Raw genomic sequence first — 17,808 nt, 5'->3', positions numbered from 1 at the left:
CGTGTCACCCGAGTCCCAGACCCCTTCGCCGACCGCGGCCCAGATGCAGCGTGCCGTCGCCGAACTCGTGCCGGTGCTTCCGCTCCTCACCGATCTGGGGACCCGTTTCGCCGCGGCGGGACACGAGCTGGCCCTGGTGGGTGGACCGGTGCGCGACGCGTTCCTCGGGCGGACGCCCCCAGACCTCGACTTCACGACGTCAGCCTCGCCCGACGAGACCGAGGCGATCCTGCGCGAGTGGGGCACAGCGACCTGGGACATGGGTCGGGACTTCGGAACGATCGGCGCACGTCGACGCGAGGGTGGGACCGAGACCGTTGTCGAAGTGACGACGTACCGGGCCGACGCCTACGACGGAGTGACCCGCAAACCGGTCGTGGCTTTCGGTGACTCCCTCGAGGAGGACTTGGTCCGGCGTGACTTCACCATCAACGCCATGGCGCTGCGCCTGCCCTCACTGGAGTTCGTCGATCCGCACGGCGGCCTCGGCGACCTCCGTGACCGTGTGCTGAGGACCCCGTCGACTCCTGAGGTGAGCTTCGGCGACGACCCACTTCGGATGATGCGAGCGGTCCGCTTCGTGGCTCAACTCGGGTTCGTGCCCGCACCCGAGGTCCTCGCCGCCCTGCGTGAGATGGCGGGGAGCCTCGAGATCGTCTCGGCCGAGCGGATCCGCGACGAGCTCGTCAAGCTCATCCTCGCGAACCATCCCCGAGCGGGACTGGAGCTCCTCACCGAAAGCGGGCTCGCGGCATACGTGCTTCCCGAGCTTCCGGCCCTCCAACTGGAGGTAGACGAGCACCACCGACACAAGGACGTCTACGTCCACTCCCTCATCGTCCTCGAGCAGGCCATCGACCTCGAAGGTCCGGCCGATGGACCGGAGGAGTCGGTGCCCGGGCCCGACCTGTGGCTGCGTCTGGCGGCGTTGCTCCACGACATCGGCAAGCCCGCGACGCGTCGCTTCGAAGGTGGTGGTGGCGTGAGCTTCCACCATCACGAAGTCGTCGGTGCCAAGCTCACCGCGAAGCGGTTGCGGGCGCTGCGCTTCGACAAGGACACAGTCAAGGCTGTCGCGCGCCTCGTGGAACTGCACCTGCGCTTCCACGGGTACGGCGATGGGCAGTGGACGGACTCCGCGGTGCGCCGGTACGTCACCGATGCCGGACCGCTGTTGCAGCGGCTCCACCGCCTGACACGGGCCGACTGCACGACGCGCAATGCCCGCAAGGCACAACGGCTCTCTCGCACCTACGACGAGCTCGAGGCGCGGATCGAGAAGCTCCTGGCCGAAGAGGAACTGGCCGCGGTGCGACCCGAGCTCGACGGCAACGAGATCGCCGAGGTCCTGGGGATCGCTCCTGGACCGGCGCTCGGTCGCGCCTACAAGTTCCTGCTCTCGGTGCGACTCGACGACGGCCCCATCGGCAAGGAAGCCGCGGCGGACCGTCTGAGGACGTGGTGGGCCGAGCAAGAGGAGTCCACGTCATGAGTCTGGGAGTTGGTGCCGGCGCGGCCTTGCTCTCGGTCCTGTTCGGTCTGTGGGCGACGCGGTGGCTCGACTCGCGGGCCTATCGCTATGAGGATGAGTCGGACATCCGTCTGCGGACGCACTCCTGGGTGCCCTTTGTCCTGCCGCTTGCGGTCACCGCGGTTGCCATCGGCCAGACGTATGCCGTGGGGGTGGCTGCCGGTGTGGTCGACCGTCTCGGCACCCAACTGCGAGAGCCGCGCCGCGACGACTTCGGCGAGCCCCTCGACAGCGCGCGCCATGAGCTCACCCGAGGCGAGCTCCTCCTCGAGAGCCGCCTCGGCGGCATACACGTCCTCCGGGTTCCACGCCTCGATCACTGGGACTCCTCGGGTCGGCGGGTCAGGTGCATCAGGATTCGGCGATGACGACGGCGGAGGCGATCCCCGCGTCGTGCGACAACGACACGTGCATGTGCTTCACGCCGAGCTCGTCGGCGCGAGCCTGCACCGTGCCCTGCATGACGATGTGCGGGCGCCCGTCGTCGCCGCGGACCACCGTGACGTCCGTCCAGGCGAGACCCGCCGGAGCGCCGAGCGCCTTGGCCAACGCCTCCTTCGCGGCGAATCGCGCTGCGAGAGAACGCATCGGCAACTCCCGCTCCGTCTCCGTGAAGAGCCGGGTCAGCAGGCCGGGCGTGCGCTCGAGGGTCTCGGCGAACCGCGGGATGTCGACGACGTCGATGCCCGTGCCGACGATCATCGCTGCGCCCCGCGCCTCACCGAGTCAGCCTCACTCGACGGTGACGGACTTGGCGAGGTTCCGGGGCTGGTCGACGTCGAGGCCCTTGGCGGTGGACAGGTGCAGCGCGAAGACCTGGAGCGGCACGACCGTGAGCAGCGGCTGGAGAAGCGGCGACGTCCGAGGCACGCGGATCACCTCGTCGGCGAACGGCACGACGTCCTCGTCGCCCTCTTGGGCGATGACGATCGTGCGCGCACCGCGGGCCCGGATCTCCTGGATGTTGGAGACGACCTTCTTGTGCAGCTCGTGCGGGGTGTCCGGTCCCGGCACGACGATGAAGACCGGCTGGCCCGCGTCGATGAGGGCGATGGGGCCGTGCTTGAGCTCGCCCGCGGCGAAGCCCTCGGCGTGGATGTAGGCGAGCTCCTTGAGCTTGAGCGCGCCCTCCATGGCGATGGGGAAGCCGACGTTGCGGCCGAGGAAGAGCACCGAGCGGGTGTCGGCCATGAAGCGGGCGATCTCCTTGACCCGGTCCATCGTGCCGAGGAGCGCCTCGATCTTGCCGGGCACCTCGTGGAGCTCCTGCATGACCGCCTTGGCGTCGTCGGCGTAGGTGCCACCGCGGAGCTGGGCGAGATAGAGGCCGAGGAGGTAGCAGGCGGTGATCTGCGCGAGGAACGCCTTGGTCGACGCAACCGCGATCTCGGGGCCGGCGTGGGTGTAGAGCACGGCGTCGGACTCGCGCGGGATCGTCGAACCGTGCGTGTTGCAGATCGAGAGGGTGAGGGCGCCGAGCTCGCGGGCGTGCTTGACGGCCATGAGCGTGTCCATCGTCTCGCCAGACTGGCTGATGCTCACGACCAGGCTGCGCTCGTTGACGATCGGGTCGCTGTAGCGGAACTCGTGGGCCAACGACACCTCGACCGGGATGCGGGTCCAGTGCTCGATGGCGTACTTCGCGACCATGCCCGCGTAGGCCGCCGTGCCACAGGCCACGACGGTGATGCGGTCGACGTTCTTGAGCTGCTCCTCGCTGATCCGCAGCTCGTCGAGGACGAGCTCACCGTCGTCCTTGGTCCGGCCGAGGAGCGTGTCGCCGACCGCGTGCGGCTGGTCGAAGATCTCCTTCTCCATGAAGGTCGCGTAGCCGCCCTTCTCGGCAGCCGCGGCGTCCCACGTGACGTCGTAGGCCTTGCCCTCGGCGGGCGTGCCGTCGAAGCCGATGACCTGGTGACCCTCGGCCGTGATCGTGACGATCTGGTCCTGACCGAGCTCGAGCGCCTTGCGGGTGTAGCCGATGAAGGCGGCGACGTCGGAGCCGAGGAAGTTCTCGCCCTCGCCCAGACCAACGACGAGCGGGCTGTTGCGGCGGGCACCGACGACGACACCGGGCTGGTCGGCGTGGACGGCGAGGAGGGTGAAGGCGCCCTCGAGGCGGTTCACGACCTGCTGCATGGCCGTCGTGAGGTCGCCGGTCTCGTCGAACGCGCGCCCGACGAGCTTGGCCGCGACCTCGGTGTCGGTCTCGCTCGCGAAGCCGACCCCCTCCGCGAGGAGCTCCTTCTTGAGCGAGTGGAAGTTCTCGATGATGCCGTTGTGGATGAGCGCGAGCTTGTCGTCCGTGCCACCCAAGTGCGGGTGGGCGTTGCCATCCGTCGGGCCGCCGTGCGTGGCCCAGCGGGTGTGGCCGATCGCCGTGCGCGACGCGTCGAGCGGGTGCGACTCGAGGGCGCCCCGGAGGTTCTCGAGCTTCCCCGCACGCTTCTCGGACTCGACGCCGTCAACGGTCACGAGCGCGATGCCGGCGGAGTCGTAGCCGCGGTACTCGAGGCGGGCCAGACCCTCCATGACCACGGCCTCGGCGCGCTCACCGTTGGCGCTGCCGACATATCCCACGATTCCACACATGTCGGCAAGACTAATGGCTCCCCGGACCCAACCCGAACCATGCGGAGCCCGCCGCTTCAGCACCCCCAGAACGCCCGGGTGAGTCACAATGGCGCGCGTGTCTGCCTCACTCGACGTGCCGTCGCCCTATGTCGACTTCACCCGTGCCGATTGGGCCGCCCGACGCGAGAACCACCCGCTGACGCTGATGCCCGACGAGGTCGCGCGGGTGCGGGGTCTCGGCGACCGGGTCGACATGAAGGAGGTCGAGGAGGTCTACCTCCCGCTGTCCCGCCTCCTCGCCTTCTATGTCAATGCCACTGCGGGTCTGCACCGGGTCACCACGGACTTCCTCGGCGACCGCCCGGCCAAGGTTCCCTTCGTCATCGGCATCGCCGGATCGGTGGCCGTGGGCAAGTCGACAACCGCCCGCGTCCTGCGAGAACTGCTGCGCCGCTGGCCCCAGACCCCTCGGGTCGACCTCATCACGACCGACGGATTCCTGCGCCCCAACGCAGACCTCGAGGCGCGAGGACTGTTGCAGCGCAAGGGTTTTCCCGAGTCGTACGACCGCCGCGCGCTCTTGCGTTTCGTTGCGGACGTGAAGTCCGGTATGCCGCGTGTGTCGGCTCCGGTGTACTCGCACCTCACGTACGACATCGTTCCCGGCGAGGAGATCGTCGTGGACCAGCCGGATGTGCTGATCGTCGAGGGGCTCAACGTCCTCCAGCCGGCGACGGTGCGGACCGACCCGTTGCGGACCCGCCAGGTGCTGTCGGACTACTTCGACTTCTCGGTCTATGTCGACGCCCCGGTCGAGCAGCTGCGCGCGTGGTACGTCGAGCGCTTCCTGCGCCTGCGTGAGACCGCCTTCGCCGATCCCGACTCGTACTTCCACCGCTATGCGGCCCTGACCGACGCCGAGGCCCGCGAGACCGCGGCAGGGATCTGGCAGCGGATCAACGAGCCCAACCTGCTGCGCAACGTCCTGCCGACGCGCGACCGGGCCACGCTCGTGCTCACCAAGGGTGCGGACCACGCTGTGACGAACATTCGCCTGCGCCGACTCTGAAGCACGCCCGCCGGGTTGCGGAACGGGCGCCGTCAGCGCGGGCTCAGTACCAGTGGGGGTAGCGGCTCTGCCACTTGTTCCAGGCGTTGCACGGCGAGCCGTAGGACGCCTCGATGTACCAGAGGCCCCACTTGATCTGGGTGATCGGGTTGCTGCGGTAGTCCGCGCCAAACTTCGCCATCTTGCGGGCCGGCAGGCTCTGCGGGATGCCGTAGGCCCCGGACGAGGGGTTCTCGGCGGTGTAGCGCCAGGAGCTCTCGCCCTCCCACAGGAGGTTGAGGCAGCGCCACTGCGAGTCGCCCCAGCCGTACTCGGACGCGGCCAGCTCGCGCGCAGCCGAACGAGGGTCGGACTTGGCGTTGGCGATGATCGAGGCGCGCTGCTTGTCGCGGGCGGCCTTCTCGGCGGCAGCTGCGCGGGCTTTGGCGAGAGCCTCGGCCTGCGCCTTGGCGGCAGCCGCGGCGGCGTCGGCCTTGGCCTTGGCCTCGGCCTCCTGCTTCGCGTTGACGGCTGCCCTCTGGGCGTTCGCGCCCGCACGCTCGGACGAGATGCGGCTGTTGTCGGCCGAGGTCTCCTTGGCCGACAGCGCGGCCAGGGACATCGCGTTGGGGCTGAGGGTGAAGGGCTCCGCATCTGCGTTCGCGCCGGTCGCCCCGGCACCCATCGCACCCGTGCCGACGAGGGTCAGGGCCATGCCAGCGGTGACGGCGGGACGGCGGGCCACGCCCAGGGCCTGCGCGAGGGGTCCCTCGGACGGACGGGCGTGGCGCCCACGGTGGGCTCCGCGATACCGGCTCATACGGAAGGTTTCCTCTCACGACGTGCAACAGCCCGGCTGACGGGGCAGTCGGGCTGCGTTACCAAATCGAGACCAACGTACGCGATGAGCCGCCGATGACCAAACCGGGCTCTCCAGCATGGCCCTCTCGGCAGCACGACGTGCCCGAACGCATCGTGACGCGGGTCACATCGCGACCACACGACTCCGGTATGCCGTCCGCCCACCTCGGGCGGACGGCATACCGGATCGTCGTGGGACGCCGATTCGGGCGTCAGAGGTCGCCGTGCTCCTGCTCGAGCAGGTCGGTGACGAGCGCGGCGATGGGGCTGCGCTCGCTCCGGGTCAGGGTGACGTGCGCGAACAGCGGGTGGCCCTTGAGCTTCTCGATGACGGCGGCGACCCCGTCGTGGCGGCCGACCCGAAGGTTGTCACGCTGGGCCACGTCGTGGGTCATGACGACGCGCGAGTTCTGGCCGATCCGGGAGAGGACGGTCAGGAGGACGTTCCGCTCGAGCGATTGGGCCTCGTCGACGATCACGAACGCATCGTGCAGCGACCGCCCGCGGATGTGGGTGAGCGGCAGGACTTCGAGCATGCCGCGGTCGAGGACTTCCTCGACGACCTCGCGCGAGACGAGGGCGGAGAGGGTGTCGAAGACCGCCTGGCCCCACGGGTTCATCTTTTCCTGCTCGGATCCGGGGAGGTAGCCGAGCTCCTGACCGCCGACGGCATAGAGCGGACGGAAGACGACGACCTTGCGCTGCTGGCGACGCTCCATGACGGCCTCGAGTCCGGCACAGAGCGCGAGCGCCGACTTGCCGGTGCCCGCGCGGCCACCGAGGCTCACGATGCCGATGTCCGGGTCGAGCAGGATGTCGAGGGCGATGCGCTGCTCGGCGCTGCGACCGTGGAGGCCGAACGCGTCACGGTCGCCCTTGACGAGACGGACCTGCTTGTCGGCGCCGACCCGGCCGAGGCCACTGCCGCGGGGTGAGAGCAGTTTGAGGCCGGTGTGGCAGGGCAGCTCCGCGGCACCGAGGTGCTCGAGGCGGCCGTACTCGTAGAGGTGGTCCATCTCCTCGACTGTCACCTCGACCTCGGTCATGCCGGTCCAGCCGGAGTCGACGGCGAGCTCGGCGCGGTACTCCTGCGCCTCCATGCCGCACGCCGATGCCTTGACCCGCATGGGCAGGTCCTTGCTGACGATCGTGACGACGCTGCCCTCGTTGGCGAGGTTCTTGGCCACCGACAGGATGCGGGTGTCGTTGTCGCCGAGGCGGAATCCGGCCGGGAGCGACGACGGGTCGGTGTGGTTGAGCTCGACCCGGAGCGTGCCGCCGTCCTCACCGACCGGGACGGGAGCGTCGAGCCGGCCCGCCTTGATGCGCAGGTCATCGAGGAGGCGCAGAGCGGTGCGGGCGAAGTAGCCCAGTTCGGGGTGGTGGCGCTTGGCCTCGAGCTCGGTGACGACGACGACGGGGAGGACGACCTCGTGCTCCTTGAACCGTAGGATCGCCCGCGGGTCCGAGAGGAGGACGGAGGTGTCCAGGACATAGGTCCGAGTGGGCGCGGCCTCGGCCACTCCCTTGCGCTTGGCGCGCTGCCGGGTGCCCCCGGCGCTGGTCGTCGAGGAGGAGGTCGATCGCGAGGTCGTGGCCACGGCAGGGCTCCTAAGCGCGCACCGGTGTCAGGTGCGCTTGCTCGAAGGTGGTGGTGCCGGTCGGCCCGCTGCGGTGAGCAGGAGCCGGGTCCGGCCCCTCCTCCGGAGCATCGTGAGCTCCATGCGTTGGGCCTTCCCGAACACGTCAGGGTGACGCGTCCCTGCTGACGCTACGACTCCCGCAGGCTGGCGTGTCGAGCACATTGGGCGGCGTGTCGGAGTGTTCACGCAGCCTTAACTCGACGGCATCTCGGAGAGCGCGATGACGTTGTGTGACAGGCGTGCTGGGTGTGACTGGTGTGGTTCCGGCGTCAGGTTCCGAAACGGCGGTGGCGCTCACCGAAGGCCCGCAGCGCGCGGAGGAAGTCGACCTTGCGGAAGTCTGGCCAGTACGCCTCGCAGAAGTAGAACTCCGAGTGCGCGCTCTGCCACAGGAGGAAGCCGCCGAGCCGCTGTTCCCCCGACGTGCGGATGACGAGGTCGGGGTCCGGCTGTCCCTTGGTGTAGAGGTGGTCGGCGATGTGCTCGACGTCGAGGATCTCGGCGAGCTCTTCGATGGTCGTGCCGCGATCGGCGTGCTCGAGGAGCAGCGAGCGCACGGCATCGGCGATCTCACGACGTCCGCCGTAGCCCACCGCCACGTTGACGAGCAGCCCGTCCACAGTCGCGGTCCGGGCCGCCGCCGCCTCGAGTCGTTCCCGGGTCTCGGCGGGCAGGAGGGACAGCGCACCGACGAGGTTGAGCCGCCACTGCCCCGAGTCGGCGAGGGTCGACACGGCCCGCTCGATGATCCCGAGGAGGGGGCGCAGCTCGGCCTCGGACCGGTTGAGGTTGTCGGTGGACAGCAGCCACAGGGTGACGACCTCGACCCCGACCTCCTCGCACCACTGCAGGAGGTTCGCGATGTTGTCGGCTCCGGCCTGGTGCCCCTCGCTCGTCCCGGCGCCGCGGGCCTTGGCCCACCGCCGGTTGCCGTCGAGCATGATGCCCACGTGTCGCGGGATGCTTTCCGGACCGAGTGACTTCGCCAGACGACGCTCGTATGCCGTGTAGAGGACATCCGTGAGCGCCATGCGGTCACGGTACCGCTGGCCCACCCGCTGCCCGGTAACGAGACCTTTCCCACCACGAACCCGTCACATTTTGGCCAGGGAACCTACGCAAACGTAGGTATCGTTGATGGACCATGAGCAACCCACGCGAGCCCCGCACCATCGACGCCCTCGAAGAGCGCGTCGACGCCGTCCTAGACGCCGTGAAGCCCAAGCTCCGTGGTTGGCTCCACCTGGCCATGGCACCGATCGCCTTCATCGGTGGCCTCGTCCTCGTCGTCCTCGGCGACACCGTCCAGGCCCGCGCGGCCGCAGCGGTCTTCACCCTGACCGCGGTGCTGCTCTTCGCGATGTCCGCGGTCTACCACCGTGGCGACTGGTCGCCGCGCTGGGGTGCGGTCCTGCGCCGCATCGACCACTCGAACATCTTCCTCATCATCGCGGGCAGCTACACGCCCTTCGCGCTGCTGCTGCCGCGCGACCAGGGACGCACGCTCCTCGCGATCATCTGGACGGGCGCCATCCTCGGCGTGCTGTTCCGCCTCGTGTGGATCCACGCGCCCCGGTGGCTCTACGTGCCGGTCTACGTCGCACTGGGCTCCGTCGCGGTGTTCTTCCTCGGGCCACTCCTCAAGCACGCCGGCACGACCGTCGTCAGCCTCGTCGTCGCCGGTGGCGTGCTCTACATCGCCGGCGCCGTGGTCTACGGCATCAAGCGACCGAACCCCTCACCGCGCTGGTTCGGGTTCCACGAGATCTTCCACACGCTGACGATCCTCGCGTTCGCGACGCACTACATCGCTGCGTCGATCGCGCTGTACGACAAGGTCTGAGCGCCGTGGCGCGTCAGCGCCCGGAGTTGTCGGACTCGCCGGAGTCCTGCCCTTCCGCGTCGTCCTGCGCCGCGGTGTCCTTGGCGGTGTCCTTCGCAGGGTCGCCCTCGGGGCCGGCCCCGGCCTCCTTCTCGGCCGCCTTCGCCCGGTAGGACATACGGCGCAGTCGGGAGTTCATGTTGCGCATGAGCAGCCAGAGCGCGATGGCGAGGAAGAGGAAGGCGACGAACGCCCACAGTCCCGGAGCCGCCTGCTGGCTCGGGGTGCCGTCGAGGGCCGCACTCGGCGACGGCGACGGGCTCGGCGACATCGGCAACGCGTGCGCGAGGGTGAGCATCGGGGTGACAACGGCGTTCATACGGTGCGCTCCTTGCGTCCGTCATGGGCGATGGTGAGCGTGCCGGACGTCGCGAGCGCGTCCGCCTCGGCGAGGTCCGTGGGCAGGCCGGCGAAAAGGTCGTCCTCGCCCTCGACGATCGGGACGTAGGACAGTCCGGCCTCGAAGTCCTCCCACGGCCACACCTTCGCCTGCTGCTGGCGCGAGACCCGGAAGAAGTTGCCGTTGGGGTCGACCTGGGTCGCGTGCGCCAGGAGCGCGTTGTCACGCCGCTCGAACCACTCGTCGCACTTCACCCGAGTGGTGATGGTCCGCTCACGCGAGGGATCCCAGTTCTCCAGCCACGCGGCATACGGGCTCTCCTCGCCCAGCGCGGTGAGGGCTTCGTGGAAGGCGACGACGCGGCCGCGACTGAAGGTCTGGTTGTAGTAGATCTTCAGCGGCTGCCACGGGTCACCGGCATTCGGGTATGCCGTGGGGTCCCCTGCCGCTTCGAAGGCCGCCATCGACACGGTGTGGCACATGATGTGGTCCGGGTGCGGGTAACCGCCGTTCTCGTCATATGTCGTCATGACGTGCGGGCGGAACCGGCGGATCTCGCGCACGAGCGCCTCGGTGGCCACCTCGACCGGCTCGAGGGCGAAGCAGCCCTCGGGCAGCGGCGGCAACGGATCGCCCTCTGGCAGACCGGAATCGACGAAGCCGAGCCACGTGTGGTCGACACCGAGGATCGCCTGGGCGCGGGCCATCTCGTCACGCCGGACCTGGGCGAGGTCACGCTGGATCTCGGGGTTGTCGGCCAGGTTGGGATTGAGGACGTCGCCGCGTTCGCCGCCGGTGCAGGACACGACGAGGACATCGTGGCCCTCGTCGACGTACTTCGCCATGACGGGGGCACCCTTGCTCGACTCGTCGTCGGGATGCGCGTGAACACACATGAGACGGAGGCGATCAGCCACGGAAGGTCCTTCTCGTTCGGGTGGTCGCACGCGCAGAAATCGCACCGGCGACAATGGTCTCCGACCATCTTTGCACCCACTGGGTGCACGGCCGCTCTCGACCCAGGACGCTGTATGCCGCTCCCCCGCCCCGCCCCCGGCACCACCAAGTGGTGGGTCATCGGTGCCGTCGGCATCTCGGCCGCCGTGGCCGTCATCGTGTGGTTCGCCCTCGCATCGGCGAACTCGCTCCGGGCGGTCGTCACGGCATACAACGTCGTGTCCGACTCCGAGGTCACCGTCTCCTACGACGTCCACCGGCCCGACGGCGCCGCCGTGCAGTGCACGGTCGACGCCCAGGACGTGAGGCACGGACGCGTCGGCACGATCACCGACGACGTCCCCGCGGGTGCGACGTCGGTCCACCGCGTTGTCACTGTCCGGACCAGTGCCCGCGCTGTCGTGGGAATCGTCTCGTCCTGCGTCCGGATCCCCTGACCCCGTCCCCCCATTATCGGGTCACCCGACAAAGGGCCGCTCCGCCCGGGTTGCCACCTCGGATCAAGCAGCCCAAAGTCGGGTCACCCGATAAAGGGCCGAACATGGCCGCCGTGGCCCGCCAAAGCACCAATCGGTGTGCCTTTTCGCCACCTCGTTGTTATCCTTGTCCTTTGCACCACTGGGTCTGGGGCCCACCGAACCGCACTGGTTCCGGCCCCGGGCCCTTTCACGTAGGACCACCACCCCCGTGACTCGATGCGGCTGCGCCGCCCGATCGCGGGCACCCGAGGAGTGAATCTCAGTGAGCGAGACCGTCGTCAAGACGAGCTACCTGACCCAGGAGGCGTTCGACCGCCTCAAGGCCGAGCTCGACCAGCTCTCCGGCCCCGGTCGCGCCGACATCGTCGCGAAGATCGAGGCGGCCCGTGAAGAGGGCGACCTCAAGGAGAACGGCGGCTACCACGCAGCGCGCGAGGAGCAGGGCAAGAACGAGGCCCGCATCCGCCAGCTGACGCAGCTGCTCGAGAACGCGATCATCGGCGAGACACCGCCCGACGACGGCATCGTCGAGCCCGGCATGCTCGTCACGGTCGAGATGTTCGGCGAGGAGGAGACCTTCCTCCTCGGGTCGCGCGAGATCGCCGACGGCTCCCTGCAGGTCTACAGCGAGCAGTCCCCCATCGGCGCGGCCGTCAACGGCAAGCAGGCCGGGGACTCGACGAGCTACGAGGCCCCCAACGGCAAGCAGATCGACGTCAAGATCCTCTCGGCCAAGCCGTACACCGGCTGACCACCCTCGAGCGAACCGCCCAGCGGTCGCCGTCACACGAACGCTGAGCGCGAGGTCTGCGCTCGGCGTTTCGTGCTGTCTGGGACCATCGCGCGACCGGTTGCCCGGTCCACCGCTTGGTGGACCCGCGCCCCACCCAGGAGTGGATGTGGGGGTGCCGGGTGTCCGGCGAGCATGGACACATGACGACAGGGCATCCCGACATGGCATCCGCAGCACCCATCGGCTCACGCATGGGTGCGCTCGTGTTCGGAATCATGGGCACCATCTGGTGGCTGGCCGCGAGCAACGGGTTGAACGGCGGCGCGATGTTCGCGTTCCTCGTCGCCGGAATCGTCGCTGGCATCACCACGACCGTGATCACCGCACGAGGCACCCGCAATGACGGCCCGATGAACGCGCCACAGGTCACGCGCACCTACAACCTCGTCAACCTCACCCAGCTCGTGGCGATCGTTGTGACGGTGTGGGCGTGTGTCCGAGCCGGACGACAGGAACTCATTGCGCCGATCGTCGCCGCCATCGTCGGGGTGCATTTCCTCCCGTTCCGACGGCTGTTCCAGTGGTCGGGCTACGGCGTCGTCGGCGGGCTGTTCGTCCTCGTCGCGTTGGTGGGGCTCGCCGTGGCGCTGACGACCGGCGAGGTGCAGATGTCGCTGCTCGTCACCGGCGTCGGCGCCGCCCTCGTCCTCTGGGGCAGCGCCTGGGCCCTCCGACAGGCCCAGTCGACTCGACCGTCTCTCAGGGCCTGACCCCCAAGCCCACTTCTTGCCCGGGCGGGACACGTGCGGGCGGCCTACGGCCGCTGCTCCGTGTCCCGCTGGGGCAAGGAGTCGTGGGAGCGGTCAGTCGTGGTCGGGGTCGTGGATGACCTGGTAGCCCTTGTCACGCATCGCGGTGAGCACCCGTTCGATGTGCTCGGGCCCCCGGGTCTCCAACCGGAGGGCGATCTCGACCTGGTCGACGCTGATCTCCCGGCCGGTGCGGATGTGTTCGATCTCGAGGATGTTGGCGTCGGCTGCGGCACAGTCGGCGAGGATCGCCGCGAGTGATCCGGGGGTGTCCGGGACGCGAACGGAGAACTGGAGATAACGGCCGGCCGCGACCATGCCGTGCCTGATGATCCGCATCATGAGGAGCGGGTCGATGTTGCCTCCCGAGAGGACACACACGATCGGGCCCTCGATGTCCGCGCTGCCGGCGTTCTCGAGGAGCCAGCCGGCGGCCGAGGCACCAGCGGGCTCCACAACGAGCTTGGCCCGCTCGAGAAGGAAGAGCAGTGCCCGTGAAATGCCCTCCTCGCTCACGGTCTCCACGGAGTCCACGAGGTCGCGCACGAGTGGGAACGTCACGTCGCCCGGGAGTCCGACGGCGATGCCGTCCGCCATGGTCTGCATCCTGGTCGCGGCCACGGGGTGGCCCGCTGCGAGTGAGCCCGGGTAGGCCGCAGCCTGCTCGGCCTGGACGCCGATGATGCGGACGTCCGGCTTGAGCTCGCGCATCGCGACGGCGATCCCCGCGAGGATGCCACCGCCACCGAGCCCGACCACGACGGTCTTGACGTCGGGGCACTGCTCGAGGATCTCGAGTCCGCAGGTCCCCTGCCCGGCGACGATGTCGTCGTGGTCGAAGGGGTGGATGAGGATGGCGCCGGTCTCCTCGGCCCAGGCGCGGGCGTGGACGAGGCTCTCGTCCAGCGTCTCCCCGACCTGCTCGATCGTCGCGCCATAGGCCTTGGTGGCCTGGACCTTGGGCATGGGTGCCCGCACGGGCATGTAGACCTTCACCGCGATGCCGAGCATCTGTCCGGCCAGAGCCACACCTTGCGCGTGGTTCCCCGCGCTGGCAGCGACGACGCCGCGGGCCTTCTCCTCGTCGGTGAGGTGGTACATCCGGTTGTAGGCACCGCGGATCTTGAAGGAGCCGGCCCGTTGGAGGTTCTCGCACTTGAGGTAGACGTCGGCGCCGATGCGCTGCGACAGACCTCGGTTGAACTCCATGGGTGTGGGAGCAATGACAGTGGAGAGCAGGTCAGCGGCGGCACGGATCTCGGCCACCGTCACCGACGACGATGTGGGTGTCATGGGCGTGAGGCTACTCACGTCCCGCGCGGCGCCGTCGAGTGGCTGATCAGTCGGTGGTGCGGGCGTTGAAGGCGCGGAGCGCGAGCGGCGCGATCACGGCCGTGATGGCGAGCGACCAGATGAGGGTCGCCAGTTCCGGATGGTGCAGCGGCCACGGGGCGGTCGCCCGGACCGGATCGCCCGCGACCCCCCAGTTGTCACGCAACGCCTGGGTCAGGGCACTGATCGGGTTCCACTCGGCGATCGTCCGCAACCAGCCCGGCATCCGGTCGGCCATGGTGAAGGCGTTGGAGAGGAAGGTGACCGGGAAGATTGTCGTGAACATCAGCCCGTTGACGGCTTCGACCGAACGCATCGCCGAACCGACGAGGATGCCGACCCAGATCATGGCGAAGCCGAACAGCAACAGGAGGAGAAAGCCGAGCACGGCACGGCCGAGGCCTTCGTGGAAGCGCAACCCGATGAACAGGCCGGTCACCGTCATGACGGCGACACCGATGCTCGAGTGGATCAGGGCTGCGATGGAACGGGAGACGAGGATCGACGACCGCGCGATGGGGAGTGACCGGAGCCGGTCGACCATGCCCTTGCCGATGTCGGTGTTGAGCCCGATGGCGACGATGAAGGAGCTGAACGCGATCGTTTGAGCCATGATCCCCGGCACCAGCCACGGCTTGTAGTCGACACCGGGAACGTTGATCGAGCCACCGAAGACGTAGGCGAAGAGCAGCACGAACATGATCGGCTGGATCGTCACGTCGGTGAGCATCTCGGGCTGGCGCTTGATGTGCGTCAGGTTGCGCCGCACGAGCGTGAGGACTTGGCGCAGCCGACCGGCGCCCTGCGGCGTGGGGGCCGCCCGGTCGATGGCGATGGCATCCGTGGCGGCGCTCATGCCGGAACCTCTTCCTGGTTGGTGGAGTCTTCGGCCTTGTGCCCGGTGAGGGCGAGGAACACGTCGTCGAGGCTGGGTCGCTGCATGCCGAGGTCGTCGACGTCGATCTCGGCCTCTCCGAGTCGACTCGCAATGTGGCTGAGCGCGGAAACGTCCCCGCCAGGTGCTGTGAGTTTGCGGGCATCGACGTCGACGTGGACGTCGCCCTCGACGACGCCGCGCAGCAGTTCGGCCGCCTGCTCCACCCGGTCGTGGCGCGACACGGTGACGACGAGGCTCGCCGCACCCGACTGGTTCTTGAGCTCGAGCGGCGTGCCCTGGGCGATGATTCGACCGTGGTCGATGACGACGATGTCGTCGGCGAGCTGGTCGGCCTCGTCGAGGTACTGCGTCGTGAGCAGCAGCGTCGTCCCGTCGCGCACCAGGTTGCGCAGGACGTCCCACAGCTCCACGCGGCTGCGGGGGTCGAGGCCGGTCGTCGGCTCGTCGAGGAAGAGCACCGACGGCTGCGCGATGAGGCTCACCGCGAGGTCGATACGACGGCGCATTCCGCCGGAGTAGTCCTTGACGACCTTGTTGCCCGCTTCGGTCAGCGAGAACTGCTCGAGCAGCTCCTCCGACCTCGAGCGGACGAACTTGCGGTCGAGCCCATAGAGATCGCCGATGAGCCGGAGGTTCTCGCGCCCCGTGAGCAGGTCATCGACGGTGGCGCTCTGCGCCGTGAGTCCCATCGAGGCACGCACGGCCGCGGGCTCGGCCACGACGTCGTGCCCGGCGACCCGGGCCGAACCCGCCGTGGGCACGGCGAGCGTCGTCATCATGCGCACCGTCGTCGTCTTGCCTGCTCCGTTGGGACCCAGCAGGCCGAAGACCGATCCCTTGGGCACTTCGAAGCTGACGTCGTCGACGGCGGTGAAGTCGCCGAACTTCTTGACGAGGCCATGGGCCTCGATGACGATGTCGCGCATCACGGTGCTCCTACGAGGCAGAAGGGGTGGCCGGCCGGGTCGAGGTAGACCTTGAACGACCCGCTCTCGCTCGGCTGTTCGGCCGCGACACTCGCCCCGGCTGCGAGGACGGCGGGCTCGGCCTCGGAAATGACGGGCACGGCGAAGTCGAGGTGGAACTGCTGCGGGTGCGAGCCACCGGGCCACGTGGGCACAGCCCAGTCGTCGATCCGCTGGAAGGCGAGCGTCGCACGCCCGTCGGGCCGGTCGGGAGCGATGCCACCACCGGGTGGCACGAGGGTGGACCAGTCACGGTCAGAGGAGTCCTCGAGGTCCCAGCCGAGCACCTCGCCATAGAACTGGGCCAGCGCGAGGGCGTCAGGGCAGTCGAGCACCACGAGGTCGAGGAGTGGCTTCACAGGAGGTCGAGCGGCATCATCACTCATGTCCACGAGGCTAGATCCGACCACCGACAGCGGCCCACCCCTTTTCTCGACGGCTACCCCTGCAGGACGGTCGCGGCGAGCCCACGCGCCGCCTCTGGATGCTCGTCGGCGAGCAGTCCACAGGCAAAGAGGACGTTTGCCGTGTCGACGCCTCGCGCTGCGGCTCCCGGCACCGTCCACCCGCCGGCGTGGTCGCTCGTCACTGCGCCCAACGCGGCCTCGGAGGGGGTGTTCGGTCCGTGACGGAACACCCCACCGGACCCGAGGACGAGTCCGACGTCGGCGAGCGGCCGCGGTCGGTCCCCGACGACCCGGGGTCGCCCGTGTCGACGCGCTGCCACGACCGCAGCGACCCGGGCCAGCTCCGCCTCGGACTCCCACTCCCCCGGCGACGACGCGCGGTGACCGGTCTCGGAAGCGACGTGGCCGGCATACGCGATCGCCGAAGGCGTCAACGGGAGGTGCTCGCGCTCGGCGGCCTCGACGATGCCGAGGGCGTTCCAGCGCATGCCGAGGTCGGCCTCGACGGTGCGTTCGTGCCACAGGGTGCCGGCGACGTCGCGCTCGATCTCGGCGTCCTCGCCCTGGGGGCTGAGGACGGTGTAGACGTCGGTCGTGGCCCCGCCGATGTCGACGACCATGACATCCTCGCCACGGACCTCGGCGAGCAGCTCGACGCCACGAAGCACGGCGTCCGGGGTCGCGGCCCTGACGAGGTCGGCGAACCCACGCCCGTGCGACAGACCCTTGCCACCGATGACGTGCACGAGGAACGCCTCGCGGATCGCTGCTCGGGCCGCGTCGGGGGCGATGACGCCGATCCGGGGCAACACGTTCGACGTGACGACGTGGCGCCGACCGGTGCGGGACAGCTCGGCCGACACCTCGTCGGCGACGTCGGCGTTGCCGGCGACGACGATCGGCACCGTGATGCGCGCGTTGGCGAGGCGAGTTGCGTTGTGTCGCAACACATCTGCGTTGCCACCGTCTGTACCGCCGACGAGCAGGACGAGGTCCGGGGCGGACGCGCGCAGAGCACTCACACCCGAACCAGACAGCGGTCCGGCCGACACGTGCACGACCCGCCCGCCCGCCGACAGAGCCACACGATGCCCGGCCTCCGCGGTCACCTCACGCTCGTAGCCGACCACCGCGATCCGCAGACCGCCACCCGCCGAGCTGCACACCAACGTCGAGGTGACGGGTCCGTGGGAGGCGAGCTCCCGGCATACCGAATCGACTCCGTCCATGACATCGGTCGCGACGGTCGTCGGGGACGACGCAGCCCCGACGAGCGCGCCGGAAGTGACGTCGACGAGGACGGCCTTGGTGAAGGTCGAGCCGACGTCGACGCAGAGGACGAGCGACAC

19 protein-coding genes are annotated in these 17,808 nt (G+C 69.0%); 7 read left to right on the top strand and 12 right to left on the bottom strand.

Annotation, left to right across the window (positions count from 1 at the left end):
* Positions 1-43 precede the first annotated feature (43 nt).
* A complete protein-coding gene (locus N803_RS09935) occupies positions 44-1,492 on the top strand; it encodes a CCA tRNA nucleotidyltransferase (protein WP_035904748.1) in 1,449 nt (482 codons plus the stop codon).
* A complete protein-coding gene (locus tag N803_RS18330) occupies positions 1,489-1,899 on the top strand; it encodes a hypothetical protein (RefSeq protein WP_035904744.1) in 411 nt (136 codons plus the stop codon). Before N803_RS09935 ends, N803_RS18330 begins: the two co-directional genes overlap by 4 nt.
* Here the strand turns inward: N803_RS18330 and N803_RS09925 are convergent.
* Positions 1,883-2,233 carry a holo-ACP synthase gene (locus tag N803_RS09925; protein WP_035904741.1) on the bottom strand — a complete coding sequence of 117 codons (351 nt, stop codon included), beginning with the start codon at positions 2,231-2,233 and terminating at the stop codon, positions 1,883-1,885. The genes N803_RS18330 and N803_RS09925 overlap by 17 nt on opposite strands.
* 30 nt (positions 2,234-2,263) lie before the next feature.
* Positions 2,264-4,123: a glutamine--fructose-6-phosphate transaminase (isomerizing) gene (glmS, locus tag N803_RS09920; protein ID WP_035904738.1), complete on the bottom strand. Its 1,860-nt coding sequence runs from the start codon at positions 4,121-4,123 to the stop codon at positions 2,264-2,266.
* Between the two features lie 97 nt (positions 4,124-4,220).
* Here glmS and coaA point away from each other — a divergent pair, with 97 nt between their 5' ends.
* Entirely contained in the window at positions 4,221-5,174 is a 954-nt protein-coding gene (gene coaA / locus N803_RS09915; RefSeq protein WP_245617153.1) for a type I pantothenate kinase, read from the top strand.
* Positions 5,175-5,217: 43 nt separating this feature from the next.
* Here the strand turns inward: coaA and N803_RS09910 are convergent, their stop codons facing one another.
* From N803_RS09910 to N803_RS09900, 3 genes are all read right to left on the bottom strand, one after another.
* Entirely contained in the window at positions 5,218-5,973 is a 756-nt protein-coding gene (locus N803_RS09910; RefSeq protein ID WP_245617152.1) for an aggregation-promoting factor C-terminal-like domain-containing protein, read from the bottom strand.
* Positions 5,974-6,226: 253 nt separating this feature from the next.
* Positions 6,227-7,537, bottom strand: a complete 1,311-nt coding sequence (gene phoH2 / locus N803_RS09905; protein ID WP_035905049.1) for an RNA 5'-3' helicase PhoH2 — start codon at positions 7,535-7,537, stop codon at positions 6,227-6,229.
* Positions 7,538-7,926: 389 nt separating this feature from the next.
* On the bottom strand, positions 7,927-8,688 hold the full coding sequence (locus N803_RS09900) for an isoprenyl transferase (RefSeq protein WP_035905047.1): 762 nt from the start codon (positions 8,686-8,688) through the stop codon (positions 7,927-7,929).
* A 113-nt stretch (positions 8,689-8,801) separates the two neighbouring features.
* Here N803_RS09900 and trhA point away from each other — a divergent pair, with 113 nt between their 5' ends.
* Positions 8,802-9,500 (top strand): PAQR family membrane homeostasis protein TrhA, encoded by a 699-nt coding sequence (gene trhA, locus N803_RS09895; RefSeq protein ID WP_035904734.1) that lies wholly within the window; start codon positions 8,802-8,804, stop codon positions 9,498-9,500.
* A 13-nt stretch (positions 9,501-9,513) separates the two neighbouring features.
* On the opposite strand, the gene N803_RS17495 is transcribed toward trhA, so the two are convergent.
* Together N803_RS17495 and mca are read right to left on the bottom strand one after the other, a co-directional pair.
* Complete coding sequence (locus N803_RS17495) at positions 9,514-9,858, bottom strand: hypothetical protein (protein ID WP_052112131.1); 345 nt, start codon at positions 9,856-9,858, stop codon at positions 9,514-9,516.
* The gene (gene mca, locus N803_RS09885) at positions 9,855-10,796 is read right to left on the bottom strand and encodes a mycothiol conjugate amidase Mca (RefSeq protein WP_035904731.1); all 942 of its coding nucleotides are present in this window, start codon (positions 10,794-10,796) and stop codon (positions 9,855-9,857) included. The genes N803_RS17495 and mca overlap by 4 nt, the downstream gene beginning before the upstream one ends.
* A gap of 114 nt (positions 10,797-10,910) precedes the next feature.
* Here mca and N803_RS09880 point away from each other — a divergent pair, with 114 nt between their 5' ends.
* From N803_RS09880 to N803_RS17490, 3 genes are all read left to right on the top strand, one after another.
* Positions 10,911-11,273, top strand: a complete 363-nt coding sequence (locus N803_RS09880; protein ID WP_035904728.1) for a DUF4307 domain-containing protein — start codon at positions 10,911-10,913, stop codon at positions 11,271-11,273.
* Positions 11,274-11,577: 304 nt separating this feature from the next.
* A complete protein-coding gene (gene greA, locus N803_RS09875; protein ID WP_035904723.1) occupies positions 11,578-12,066 on the top strand; it encodes a transcription elongation factor GreA in 489 nt (162 codons plus the stop codon).
* Positions 12,067-12,269: 203 nt separating this feature from the next.
* Positions 12,270-12,818, top strand: coding sequence for a DUF7010 family protein (locus N803_RS17490; RefSeq protein WP_052112130.1), 549 nt, complete (start codon positions 12,270-12,272; stop codon positions 12,816-12,818).
* Positions 12,819-12,911: 93 nt separating this feature from the next.
* Here N803_RS17490 and ilvA read toward each other — a convergent pair whose 3' ends face one another.
* Genes ilvA through N803_RS09845 form a run of 5 tightly spaced genes read right to left on the bottom strand, consistent with a single transcriptional unit; the run spans position 12,912 to position 17,808 of the window.
* A complete protein-coding gene (gene ilvA / locus N803_RS09865) occupies positions 12,912-14,150 on the bottom strand; it encodes a threonine ammonia-lyase (protein WP_035904720.1) in 1,239 nt (412 codons plus the stop codon).
* A gap of 46 nt (positions 14,151-14,196) precedes the next feature.
* Complete coding sequence (locus N803_RS09860; RefSeq protein ID WP_035904718.1) at positions 14,197-15,045, bottom strand: ABC transporter permease; 849 nt, start codon at positions 15,043-15,045, stop codon at positions 14,197-14,199.
* Positions 15,042-16,013, bottom strand: coding sequence for an ATP-binding cassette domain-containing protein (locus N803_RS09855; RefSeq protein WP_052112129.1), 972 nt, complete (start codon positions 16,011-16,013; stop codon positions 15,042-15,044). The genes N803_RS09860 and N803_RS09855 overlap by 4 nt, the downstream gene beginning before the upstream one ends.
* Positions 16,013-16,438, bottom strand: coding sequence for a VOC family protein (locus tag N803_RS09850; protein ID WP_035905041.1), 426 nt, complete (start codon positions 16,436-16,438; stop codon positions 16,013-16,015). Before N803_RS09850 ends, N803_RS09855 begins: the two co-directional genes overlap by 1 nt.
* Positions 16,439-16,491: 53 nt before the next feature.
* Positions 16,492-17,808 carry a glutamate mutase L gene (locus N803_RS09845; protein ID WP_035904716.1) on the bottom strand — a complete coding sequence of 439 codons (1,317 nt, stop codon included), beginning with the start codon at positions 17,806-17,808 and terminating at the stop codon, positions 16,492-16,494.

The organism is Knoellia subterranea KCTC 19937, from assembly GCF_000768685.1.
GTDB lineage: Bacteria > Actinomycetota > Actinomycetes > Actinomycetales > Dermatophilaceae > Knoellia > Knoellia subterranea.
Note: the sequence above shows the minus strand (reverse complement) of the source record. Positions and strands in the feature narration are given on the sequence as shown.